Origin of the sequence: Archangium sp. (genome assembly GCF_036277355.1) — a bacterium.
GTDB lineage: Bacteria > Myxococcota > Myxococcia > Myxococcales > Myxococcaceae > Archangium.
This window is the reverse complement of the sequence record NZ_DASUNC010000147.1, coordinates 80,203-93,279: the sequence shown is the minus strand read 5'-3', so window position 1 is coordinate 93,279 and position 13,077 is coordinate 80,203. Positions and strand designations below refer to the sequence as shown.

At 72.3% G+C, this 13,077-nt stretch carries 1 protein-coding gene; it reads right to left on the bottom strand.

What is annotated here, in order from left to right:
• Positions 1-12,937 (bottom strand): non-ribosomal peptide synthetase (locus VFZ09_RS36565; protein WP_329732394.1); only part of this gene is annotated, 12,937 nt, incomplete at its 3' end.
• Positions 12,938-13,077 lie beyond the last annotated feature (140 nt).

Below are 13,077 nucleotides of genomic sequence, written 5' to 3'. Positions count from 1 at the left end.
CGTGCTGGGAGAGCAGGGAGAGGGTGGACACGGGCCGCTGCGGATGGGCCAGCATCTCCTCCAGCAGGCGCTGGAAGTGGCCCGCCATGCGCTCCACCGTGGGGCCCTCGAACAGGTCCGTGCTGTACTCCCAATTGCAGTGCAGGCCTTCGTCGCCCTCGCGGCAGAAGAGCGTCAGGTCGTGCCGCGCCACGCCCGCGTCGAGCGGCAGTGCACGGATCGTCAGACCGGACATGTCCAGCGACGGCAGCGGCTCGTTCTGCAGCGTCAGCTTGACCTGGAAGAGGGGAGAGCGGCTGGTGCTGCGCTCGGGGTTGAGCGCCTTGACGAGCTCCTCGAAGGGCAGGTCCTGGTGGGCGTAGGCGCCCAGGGTGGTCTCGCGGACGCGGGCGAGGAAGTCACGGACGGACGGATTGCCCTCCAGTTTCGAGCGGAGCACGAGCTGGTTGACGAAGAAGCCGATGAGGCCCTCGGTCTCGGAGCGGTTGCGGTTGGCGATGTCGGTGCCGACGGGAATGTCGAGCTGGCCTGAGTAGCGCGAGAGCAGGGCCTGGAAGGCGGCCAGCAGCACCATGAAGGGCGTGACACCCTCGCGCTGGGCGAAGCCGCCGAGCCGCTCCAGCAGCTCACGCGGGAGCACACGGTAGAGGCGTGCGCCGCGAGCACCAGGCACCGCCGGACGCGGATGGTCGGTGGGCAGCTCGAGCGCGGCGGGGATGCCGGCGAGTTGCTGGCGCCAGTACGACAACTGGGCCTCGAGTGCCTCTCCCTGCAACCAACCGCGCTGCCAGGCCGCGTAATCGGCGTATTGGATGGGCAGCTCCGGCAGGACGGGCGCCTCGCCACGTGAGAACGCGGAGTAGCTCGCCGCCACCTCGCGGATGAAGATCGACGTGGACCAACCATCCGAGATGATGTGGTGCATCACCATCACCATCACGTGGACGCGCGGCTCCAGCTCCAGCAGGGAGATCCGCAGCATCGGGCCGCTCCGGAGATCGAAGGGCCGCTGCACCTCCTCGCGGACGTGGCGCAGGATCTCCTCGTCCCGAGTGGCCGGGACAATGGCGCGCAGATCCACCCGGCGGAGCTGGATCGTCTGCTCCGGGAGGACCTGCTGCCGCGGCTCACCCGCCGCGTCGGCGAAGCTCGTCCGCAGCGCTTCATGCCGCTGGACGAGCGCGTTGATGGCGCGCTCCAGCACGGCGACATCCAGCTCGCCCTCGATCCGCACGGTCGCGGGCGTGTTGTAGAGCGCGCCGCCCGGCTGGAGCTGCTCCAGGAACCACAGCCGCTGCTGCGCGAAGGACACGGGCATCGGCCCGCCGCGAGGCAGGCGCGCCAAGGGCGGAGCCCTCAGTCCCGCTCCGAGCTGCACGGCGGCGTCCACGCGCGACGCGAGCCCGGCCAGCGTGGGCGCGTCGAAGATCGCCCGCACGGGCAGCTCCACCTGGAAGGCGCCGCGGATGCGCGAGGTGGCCTGGGTGGCGAGCAGCGAGTGGCCTCCCAGCTCGAAGAAGTTGTCGTGGAGGCTGATCCGCTCGCTCCCCAGCAGCTCGCGCCAGATGCCGGCGAGCAGCTCCTCGGTGGGCGTCCGGGGCGCGACGAAGGCGCGCTCGTGCCCGGGCGTCGCGTCCGGCACGGGCAGCGCCTGCCGATCCACCTTGCCATTCGGGGTCAGCGGCAGCGCCTCCAGCGGCACCAGCGCGGAGGGCACCATGTACTCGGGCAGCCGCTCCGCGAGGTGGTGGCGCAGCGCACTGGCGTCCAACGTTCCGCCCGCTCCCGGCACCACGTACGCCACCAGGCGCCTGTCTCCCGGTGCATCCTCGCGGGCCACCACCAGGGCCTCCCGCACGGCCGGGTGCCGCCGCAGCACGGCTTCAATCTCACCCAGCTCGATGCGGAAGCCGCGGATCTTCAGCTGGAAGTCCACGCGCCCGAGGAACTCGAGGGTGCCGTCCTTCAGGTGGCGCGCCCGATCTCCCGTCCGGTACAGCCGGGCGCCGGGCACCGCGCTGAACGGATCCGGAATGAACCGCTCGGCCGTCAGCTCCGGCCGTCCGAGGTAGCCACGGCCCACGCCGCGGCCTCCGATGTACAGCTCGCCCGGCACGCCCACCGGAACCGGCTGGAGGTGGGCATCGAGGACGTAGAGCTCCGTGTCCGGCAGCGGCCGTCCCAGCGGCACGCCCGCGGACAGCCGCTCGTCCTGGCTCCAGGGGACCCGGTGCGTGACGACACCCACCGTCGTCTCGGTGGGGCCGTAGTGATTGAAGACCTCGCACCGGGGCGCGAGCGCGTGGACCCGATCCACCAGCTCCCAGCTCGACGCGTCACCGCCCAGCACCAGACGCTGGCGCGGCAGCAGGCGCTCGGGCGTGGGCGCCGAGAGCAGCGCTCCCAGGTGTGAGGGGACGATCTTCAGGCAGTCCACCGCGTGGCGCTCGAAGTACTCGGCCAGGCGCGCGGGATCCATGGCCCGCTCCTGGGAGACCAGGTGCAGCGCCCCGCCGTTCAGCAGCGTGGGGAAGATGGCCGTGTGGCCGAGATCCGCCGCGAGCGTGGACACCGAGGCGAAGCTCGCGCCCGCTGGCAGCTCCAGCCGGCCGGTGACGCCCTCCACGTAGTGCAGGAGCTGCCGGTGCTCGATGGCCACGCCCTTGGGCCGGCCGGTCGAGCCCGACGTGAAGATGACGTAGGCGAGGTTGTCCGGCGAGGCGGTGCGGCCCGGGCGGGCGCCGCTCTCCCGCGCGAGCGCCTCCGCCTCCTCGTCCAGCCGGACGAGCCGCCCGTCATAGCCCTCCAGCGTGGCGGTGAGCGCACGCGACGTCACCACCACGCGGGCTCCGGAGTCCTCGAGGATTCCACGGAGCCGCTCGGCGGGATGGGCCGGATCCAGCGGCACGTAGGCCCCTCCGGCCTTGAGGATGCCGAGCATCCCCACCAGCGCCTCCACCGAGCGCTCCAGCAACAGGCCCACCGGCGTTTCGGGACCCACGCCCCGCGTCCGCAGGAAGCGCGCGAGCTGGTTGGCGCGGCGATCCAGCTCCCCGTAGCTCAACCGGGACTCCTCGGCCACCACGGCGAGCGCTTCCGGGTGGGCGTCCACCCGGGCCTCGAACAGCTCGTGGAAGCACGCCTGCGCGGACGGCCTTCCACTCCGCTCTCCGTTCCACTCCCGCAGCACCTGGTGCCGCTCCGTCTCGTCGAGCAACGGCGCCGAGGCGTAGGAAGCGTGCGGCGTGAGCGCCAGGGTCTCCAGCGTGCGCAGGTAGTAGCCCGCGAGCCGCTCCAGCGTCAGTCCCTCCCGGGGCTCTCCGTTGCTGCGCAGGCCGAGGAGGAGCTCGGAGGACTCCGGATCCATGCTGAAGGTGACGCCCAGCGGCATCTCCACCCACGCGATGGTCCGCATCTCGTCCACCAGGCGGATGCCCTCGAGCCGCGTCAGCCCACTGGCGACGTGGAAGTGGACGAACGTGAACATCGTTTCGAACAGGGACTGCCCGCCGAGCTGCCGCTGCAGGGTGGCCATCGGGTAGCGGCGGTGGGGGAGCATCTCCTGCTCCCGCGCGGCCACGGCCTGGATGAGCTCGATCCACGTGCCGCCCTCGAGCCGCAGGCGGAAGGGGAGGCTGTTGAGGAACAGGCCGAGGGTGCGCTCCGCGTCGCGGACCTCGGGGCGGCCGTTGGTGGTGAGGCCGGTGACGACGTCGGTGCTGCCTTCCAGCAGACTCATGACGCGCAGGTGCGCGGCGAGCAGCACGTTCTTGATGGGGACCCCGGCCGTCCGGGCCACGCGCGAGAGCGCTTCCTGGAGCGAGGTGGGGATGCGGAGCGGGTGGAGCCGGAACGCCTCCAGCTCCTGGCGGCGCTTGCCACTCCAGGAGGAAGCGGCGGCGCGGTCGCGCAGCAGCTCCTTCCAGAACCGCTCGCCGGGCTTGGAGCGGAGTGCCTTGCGCTCCAGCGCGATGAACTGCTGGAAGGACGCGGCCAGCGGAGCGGGCTCCAGCGTCTCACCCTTCAGGCGGGCCACGTAGCCCCCGAGCAGCTCGCTGAGCAGCACGGCGCTGCTCCAGCCATCCAGGATGGCGTGGTGCGAGGTGAGGGTGAACTGGAGGGTGGTGTCCGAGCGCCGGTGGACGGTGCACCGCAGCATCGGCGAGCGCTCCCAGTCGAAGGGACGGGCGCGCTCCGGCTCGAGCCACGTGTCCAGGAACGCGTCCTGGTCGGACGGGAACAGGTGGCGCAGATCCTCCACCTGGAGGGGAATCTCCAGCTCCCGGTGCACCACCTGGAGCGGCTCGCCGTAGCGGCTCAGGTCGAACGTGGTCCTCAGCACCGTGTGGCGCCGGCCCATCCGGGCGAGCTCCTGCTGGAGCGCGGGGACGTCCAGGGGCAGCTCCAGGTGGAGGCTCACCGTGTCGTGGTACAGCGCCAGCTCCCGGTTGAGCTCGCTGTGGAAGAGCATGCCCGCCTGGAGCACCGCCAGCGGGTAGGCATCCTCCGCGTCCGCGGGCAACCGCGAGCGATCCGCCTCGGAGATGAGGCCGAAGGGCTGATCTCCTCCGGGCTCCAGCACCTCCGCGTCGAGGCTCCGGGCCACTTCCGCCAGGCCGCGGACGTTCTGACGCTGGAGCAGATCCGCGATCGTGATCTCCAGGCCCCGCTCGCGGCACCGCGCGACCACCTGGATGCTGCGGATGGAGTCTCCGCCCAGGTGGAAGAAGTCATCGTCGATGCCCACGCTCTCCAAGCCCAGCACCTCGGCGATGGCGGAGGCCAGCAACTCCTCCACGCGCGTGCGGGGCGCGGTGAACGCCTTCTCCAGACGCGGCCGCTCCCCACCCGGCGCGGGCAGCGCGCGGCGATCGAGCTTTCCACTGGATGTCAGCGGCAGCGCGTCCAGCACGACCAGCGCGGCGGGCACCATGTACGCGGGCAGCGCATCTCCCAGCCGCTTGCGCACCGACTCGATGGTCGGCGCCTCCTCGCCGGAGACGACGGCGTACGCGACGAGCGACTTCTCGCCCGCGAGCTCATGCACCGCCGCGGCGGCCTCGCGGACGCCGGGGTGGCGGCGCAGCGCCTCCTCCACCTCACCCAGCTCGATGCGGTGGCCGCGGATCTTCACCTGGCCGTCCCGGCGCCCGAGGAACTCGAGGCTCCCGTCCGGCAGGTAGCGCACGAGGTCTCCCGTCGAGTACAGCCGCTCGCCGGGCGCCGTGCCGAAGGGATCGGGGATGAAGCGCTCGGCGGTCAGCTCCGGCCGTCCCAGGTAGCCGCGCGCCAGGCCCACGCCGCCCACGTACAGCTCTCCCACCACGCCCACCGGCACCGGCTCCAGCGCCGGGCCCAGCACGTAGAGCCGCACGTTCGGGAACGGGCGGCCGATGCTCAACCGCTTCGGATCAACCTCCGCGGTGATGGTGGCGCAGACCGTCACCTCCGTGGGGCCGTAGGCGTTGAGGAAGCGCCGGCCGGGCTTCCACCGCCGCACCAGTTCCGGCGAGCAGGCCTCACCCGCGGAGATCACCGTCTCCAGCGCGGGCAGTCCCTCGGGCTCCAGCTGCGCCAGCACCGAGGGGGTGAGGGTGACGGCGGTGATGTGCTGCTCCCGCAGCGTCGCCAGCAGGGGGGCTCCGGGCATGAGCGCCTCGCGCGGGGCCAAGCAGAGCCGGGCGCCAGCGAGGAGCGTGGAGAACACCTCGCACACGGAGGCGTCGAAGCCGGACGCGGCGAACTGGAGCACCCGGCTGTCCGGCCGCACGCCGTGCGCGTCGATGGCCGCCAGGGCGGTGTTGCACAGGCCCCGGTGGTGGAGCAGGGTGCCCTTGGGCTTGCCGGTGGAGCCGGAGGTGTAGATGACGTAGGCGAGGTTGTCCTCTCCCACGCCGCTCTCCACGTTGCCGCCCGGCTCCCGCTCGATGCGCTCCCACTCCTCATCCAGGCACAGGACGTAGGCCACGCGCAGGTTGAGCGGCTCCACCAGCTCGCGCCGCGTCACCATCACCGCCAGCCAGGCGTCCTCGGCCATGAACTCCAGGCGCTCCGCGGGCAGGGTGGGATCCATCGGTAGGTATGCGCCACCGGCCTTCAGGATGCCGAGCAGCCCGATGACCATCTCCAGCGAGCGATCCATCAGCAGGCCCACGACGACCTCGGGGCCCACGCCGCGGCGCCGCAGGGCGCGGGCGAGTTGATTGGCGGAGTGGTTGAGCTCGCGGTACGTCAGGGAACGTCCCTCGAACGACACGGCGATGGCGTCCGGAGTGCGCTCGGCCTGGCGCTCGAACAGGTGGTGGGCGCAGACGCCGCGCGGGACGTCCACGCCGGTCCGGTTCCAGTCCACCAGCAGCTCGCGGCGCTCGTGCTCGGGCAGCAGCGGCAGCAGGGACAGCCGCTGGCCGGGATTCGCGGCGATGCCCTCCAGCAGCGTCCGGAGGTGCTCCACCATCCGGGCCGCCGTCGAGGGCTCGAACAGGCCGGAGTTGTACCGCAGGCTTCCGGAGAAGCCCCGGGCCTCCTCGGAGAGCGACAGGATGAGGTCGAACTGCGAGGTCCGGATCTCCGTCTCCACGGGCCGGAGCGTCAGTCCGGGCAGCTCCAGCGCGGGCAGCTCCTCGTTGAGCACGAACCACACCTGGAACAGCGGCGAGCGGCTGGGATCGCGCTCGGGCTGCAGCTCTTCCACCAGCTTCTCGAAGGGGAGATCCTGGTGGGCATAGGCCTCCAGCGTCACCTGGCGCGCCTGGGCGAGCAGCTCGCGGAAGGTCATGCCCTCCGAGGTCCGCGCGCGGAGCACGAGGGTATTCAGGAAGAAGCCGATGAGCCCTTCCAGCTCGGTCTGGTTGCGGCCCGCGATGGGCGAGCCGACGGTGAGGTCGCTCTGCCCCGAGTACCGGGAGAGCAGCACCTGGAAGGCGGACAGCAGCGTCATGAACGGTGTGACGCCCTCGCGGCGGCTCAGCTCCCGGAGCGCACGGGACAGCGGCTCGCCCAGGTGCAGCGGGACGCTCGCGCCCCGGAAGCCCTGCACCACCGGACGGGGGTGATCCGTGGGGAGCTCCAGGGCGCGCGGTGCGCCCGCGAGCTGCTGACGCCAGTACGCCAGCAGCGTCTCCAGCGCCTCGCCCTGGAGCCAGCCGCGCTGCCAGACCGCGTAGTCCGCGTACTGGAGCGGCAGCTCCGGCAGTGGCGTGGGTTGCCCGCGGGAGAAGGCCTCGTAGAGCGCCGCCACCTCGCGCAGCAGCAGGCCGATGGACCACCCGTCCGAGGCGATGTGGTGCATCGTCACCAGCAGCACGTGCTCGCGCTCGCCCAGCTTCAGCAGCGCCGTCCGGAGCAGGGGCCCCTGGGAGAGCTCAAAGGGCCGCTGCGCCTCCGCATCGGCCCGCTTCAGCACCTCCGCTTCGCGCTCCGCCTCCGGCAGCCCGCTCAGATCGACGAGCGCCAGCTTCAGCGGCTCCGCCGGGGCGGCCGTCTGGACGGGCCCTTCCGCGCTCGCGGAGAACCGCGTCCGGAGGATCTCATGCCGGCGGAGGAGCTCCCCGAGGCTCCGCTCGAGCGCCGCCACATCGAGCGGCCCCTCCAGCCGGGCCAGGCCGGGCATGTTGTAGAGGGTATGGCCCGGCATGCGCTGCTCGACGAGCCACAGCCGCTGCTGCGCGAACGAGAGCGGCGAGGCTTCCCGCCGTGCCATCCGCTGGGGCGGCGGCACCCGCAGGCCCTGGCGCGCGCGCACCGCGGCCTCGATCGTCCGGGCCAGGCCCGCGACCGTGGGAGCCTCGAAGAGGGCGCGCAGCGGCAGCTCGACCTGGAAGGCCGTGCGGACCCGGGAGATGACCTGCGCCGCGAGCAGCGAGTGGCCTCCCTGCTCGAAGAAGGACGTGTGGAGCCCCACCTGCTCCTGGCGCAGCACCTGCGACCAGAGCCCCGCGACGGCCTCCTCGATGGGCGTGCGCGGCGTGGCCGGGGGCTCGCCCGTTCCGGACCAGGCCACGGCCGGCAGTGCCCGGCGATCCACCTTTCCGCTGGGTGTCAGCGGCAGCGCCTCCAGCGTCACGAAGGCCGAGGGGATCATGTAGTCGGGGAGCGACGCCTTCACGAAGGCGCGCAGCTCTCCCACGTGGACCTCGTGTCCGGGCCTCGCGACGACGTAGGCGGCCAGCCGCTTGTCGCCCGGCGTCTCCTCGCGGACGTCCACCACCACGTCCTGAAGCTCCGGCCTGCGCCCGAGCACCGCCTCGATCTCTCCCAGCTCGATGCGGAAGCCGCGCAGCTTCACCTGGTTGTCGGCGCGGCCGAGGTACTCCAGGTCCCCGTTGGGGAGGAAGCGGACGAGGTCCCCGGTGCGGTACAGGCGGGCGCCGGGCTCATCACTGAAGGGGTGGGGGACGAAACGCTCGGCGGTGAGCTCCGGGCGGCCCAGGTAGCCGCGGGCCAGACCCACGCCACCGACGAACAGCTCACCGGGAACGCCCGGGGGAACGGGCCGCAGATCCCTCAGGACATACACCTGCACGTTCGGCCAGGGGAAACCGATGGTGGGCCGCTGCGCGGAGACGTCCGGCCGCAGGGTGGCGCAGACGGTGACCTCGGTGGGGCCGTAGGCGTTGAGCAACGTGCGGCCCGGGCGCTTCCACCGGGAGACGAGCTCCGGCGTGCAGGCCTCTCCGGCGGAGATGATCGTCTCCAGCGCCGGCATCCCCTCCGGAGCCAGCTGGGCGAGCACGGAAGGCGTCAGCGTCACGTGGGTGATGGCCTGGCGCTCCAACACCGTGCGCAGGGGCTCTCCCGGCATCATCTCGTCGCGGGTGGCCAGGCACAGCCGCGCGCCACCGAGCAGCGTGGAGAAGATCTCGCAGACGGAGGCATCGAAGCCGGGGGCGGCGAACTGGAGCACCCGGCTGTGCGGCTTCACGCCGTGGGCCCCGGCCGCGGCCAGGGCCGTGTTGCACAGGCCCCGGTGCGTGAGCAGCGTGCCCTTGGGCCTGCCGGTGGAGCCGGAGGTGTAGATGACGTAGGCCAGGGTGTCGCCGTCCACGTCCACGTCGAGCGGGCCGGCGGGCTGCGCGGCCTCCTCGTCACGCAGGGCCTCCAGCAGCACCACGCGGGGACTGTCACCGAGCCGCTCCACCAGCGGGCGCTCGGTGAGCACCAGGGGCGCCCCGGTGTCCTCGAGCATGAAGGCGAGCCGCTCCGTGGGGAGCGAGGGATCCAGGGGGACCCAGGCGCCGCCGGCCTTGAGGGTGGCGAGGATGCCCACCACGAGCTCGACGGAGTTGTTCAGGCACAGGCCGGCCACCGTCTCCGGGCCCACGCCGCGCGCGCGCAGGACCCGCGCGAGCCGGTTCGCGCGCTGATCGAGCTCCCGGTAGGTGAGCGTCAGCGCTCCCGACGAGACGGCCGGTGCGTCCGGGGTGCGCTCCACCTGCCGCTCGAAGAGGCGGTGGGCGCCGGTCTCCCGGGTGAGCTCGCGGCCGGTGTCGTTCAGTGCTTCCAGGAGCTGGTGCCGCTCCTCGACGGTGAGCAGCGGCAAGGCTCCCAGCCGCTGGCCGGGATCGGTCACCACGCCGTCGATCACGGTGCGCAGGTGGCCGATCAGCCGGGTGAGGGTGTCCGGCTCGAACAGATCGGTGCTGTACTCCAGCCGGCCCTCGAGTCCCCGCGGCGTCTCGGTGAAGGCGAGCGCGAGGTCGAACTTCGAGGTGCCGCTGTCCAGCTCGAGCACGCGCGAGGTGGCGCCCGGCAGCTCCAGCTCCGCCACCGGCGCGCCCTGCAGGACGAGCATCACCTGGAAGAGCGGAGACCTGCCGAGGTGCCGCTCCGGCCGCAGCTCCTCCACCAGCTTCTCGAAGGGGACGTCCTGGTGGGCGTAGGCCTCGAGCGTCGTCTGGCGCACGCGGGCGAGCAGCTCGCGGAAGGTGAGCCCGGCGCCCAACCGGGTGCGGAGGACGAGCGTGTTGACGAAGAAGCCGATGAGCCCTTCCACCTCGGCGCGGTTGCGGCCGGCGATGGGGGTGCCCACGCTGATGTCGTCCTGGCCGGAGTAGCCCTGGAGCAGCACCTGGAACGCCGCGAGCAGCGTCATGAACAGCGTGGCGCCTTCTTCCTGGCCCACCTTCTTCAGCGCGTCCACCTGGGCCGCGGGCAGGAGGAACCCGAGCGTCTGGCCGCGGTACGTCTGGACCGGGGGCCTGGGGTGATCCGTGGGCAGCTCCAGCAGCGGCGGGGCCCCGGCGAGCTGGCCGCGCCAGTACGCCAGGCGGGACTCGAGCGCATCGCCCTGGAGCCGCGCCCGCTGCCAGGCCGCGTGGTCCGCGTACTGGAGGGACAGCTCCGGCAGGGGAGAGGGCCGGCCGGCCACGGCGGCGCCATGGAGCGCGGCGACCTCCCGCGCGAGGATGGACATGGACCAGCCATCCGTGACGATGTGGTGCATCACCAGCAGCAGCACGTGCCGGTGCTCGCCCGTCCGCAGGAGCGTGACGCGCAGCAGGGGCCCACGGGCCAGATCGAACGGCGCTCGGGCCTCCTCGGCGGCGCGCCGCTTCGCCTCGGCCTCCCGGGCGTCCTCGGGCACGCCGCGCAGATCCACCTGGGCGATGGGGAGGGGCGCGGCGGGGGAGATCGCCTGACGGGGCTGTCCGGTGTCGGCGGGGAACACCGTGCGCAGCGCCTCATGGCGCCGGACGGTCTCCGCGAAGGCCCACTCCAGCGCGGACAGCTCGAGCCGTCCCTCCAGCTCCACGGCGGCGGCGATGTTGTAGAGCGGGCTCCCGGGCTCGAGTTGATCCAGCAGCCACAGCCGCTGCTGCGAGAACGAGAGCGGCAGCGGCCTCTCGCGCTCCACCCGCGCGAGGGGCTGGCCAACGGTGGCCTCCGAAGCGGCTCCCTTTCCCGCGAGCTGTTGCACCAGCTCCTCGAGGGTCGGGCCGCGCAGCAGCGCCTCCATGGGCAGCACCACGCCGAGCGCCCGCTCGATCTCGTGCGCCAGCTCCACGGCCGCGAGCGAATCGAGACCCTGGCGCGTCAGCGGCTCGGCCGGCTCCAGCTCCTCCAGCCGGACCCGCAGGCGCGCGGCGGCGATGGCGCGCAGCCAGGCCATGAGCTCACCGGGCGAGGCGCCTGGCGCGGGCAGCGGCAACCTGGCGGCGGGAGCTTCTCCGGACTCCCCGGCCTCCTCGTGCCAGCTCCACACCGGCCGGAGCGCCTGCTGCAGGAAGCCCTCGCGGCAGGCACGGCGCTGGATCTTCCCGCTGGACGTCTTGGGGATGCTGCCGGGCTCGAGCAGCACGAGCGCGTGGAGCTGCACCTCATGCGCCTCGGCGAGCGCCTGACGCACGGCCCCCAGCACCTCCTCCAGCTTCTCCGGCAGCTTGCGCGGATCCACCTCCTGCACGATGACGAGCCGCTCACCGCCGCTGCCCTCGATGGCGAACGCCGCGCCGCAGCCCGGCCGCAGCGCGCGGTGGCTGCGCTCCACCGTGAGCTCGAGGTCCTGCGGGTAGTGGTTGCGGCCGCGGAGGATGATCAGATCCTTGAGCCGCCCGGTGACGAAGAGCTCGCCGTCGATGAGCGTGCCCAGGTCACCGGTGCGCAGGTAGGGGCCCGCGCCGTCCGCGGTGCGCGCGTGGAAGGCCTGCTCCGTCTCCTCCGGCCGGCGCCAGTAGCCCTTCGCCACGCTCGGGCTGGAGAGCCAGAGCTCGCCCACGGCGCCATCGGGGCAGCGCTCGAGCGTGGAGGGGGACACGATGAGGATCTCCCCGTCCGGCAGTACCCGGCCGCAGCCGACCAGGGTGCGCGCGCCGGGCTGGCCCTCGCGGACCGTCACCGCGCGGCTGCGCTCCAGCTCCGCCGCGTCCAGCGCCTTGCGGATGGGCAGCGTGGAGGCGGCGCCACCCGAGACGATGAGGGTGCTCTCGGCCAGGCCGTAGCAGGGGTAGACGGACTCGGGGCGGAAACCGTGGGGCGCGAACGCCTCGGTGAAGCGATCCAGCGTCTCCGGGCGGATGGGCTCCGCGCCGCAGAAGGCCACCTTCCAGCGCGACAGCTCCAGCCCCTCCCGCTCCTCGGGAGACATCTTCCGGACGCACAGCTCGAAGGCGAAGTTCGGGCCTCCGGAGATGGTGGCGCCGAAGCGGGACACCGCCTGGAGCCACCGGGCGGGCCGCCGCAGGAACGTGAGCGGCGACAGGAGCGCCACGGGGAAGCCCGCGTACAGCGGCTGCAGGATGCCGCCGATGAGGCCCATGTCGTGGTACGGCGGCAGCCAGATGACGCCCTGGCTGTCTCGCTCCACCTGGAAGGCGTGCGAGATGTGCTTCAGGTTGTGGAGCAGGTTCTCGTGGCTCAGCATCACGCCCTTGGGCGTGCCGGTGGAGCCGGAGGTGTACTGGAGGAAGGCCAGCGAGCCCGCGTCGAACCCGGGCCGGCGCCAGCCCGCCTCGAGCCCCTCGGGCAGCTCGTCGGTGGCCACCCACTGCAATGCCTTCAGCTCGGGGGCCTGCTCGAAGAGCGCCTCCACCATGGACACGATGAAGCCCGTGGTGAGCACCACCGAGGCCTCCGCGTCCCGGATGATGGCCCGCAGCCGCGGCAGGGTGCGCTCCAGGCGCGAGGGATCCGGCGGGTACGCCGGCACCGCGGGCAGCCCCGCGTAGAGGCAGCCGAAGAAGCCGGCGATGTACTCGAGCCCCGGCGGATACAGCAGCATGGCGCGCTCGCCCGCGCTGGAGTGCTGTCGCAGGTGCGCGGCGATCCGGCGCGCCCGCTGATCCATCTCCGCGTACGTGAGCGTGAGCTCCTCGCCCTCGTCGTCCCCGAGGAAGGTGTAGAGCCGCTGGTCCGCATGCTCCGAGGCGCGGGCCTGGAGGATGTCGACAAGGGTTCCGGACCGACCCTGGAGATCGGTTGTATCGGCGAGGATGCGCATGATGCCTCTTGGACTCACATGCTGAGCCTTCGCTCGCACCCCGTGGGTGGGCGGCGGCTGCGGATGGGATCAGTGGGGCCGCAATCCTTAGCACAACACTGTTTTCCTGCGTAGCCGTGAAATTCCAGTGAGACTCGGGT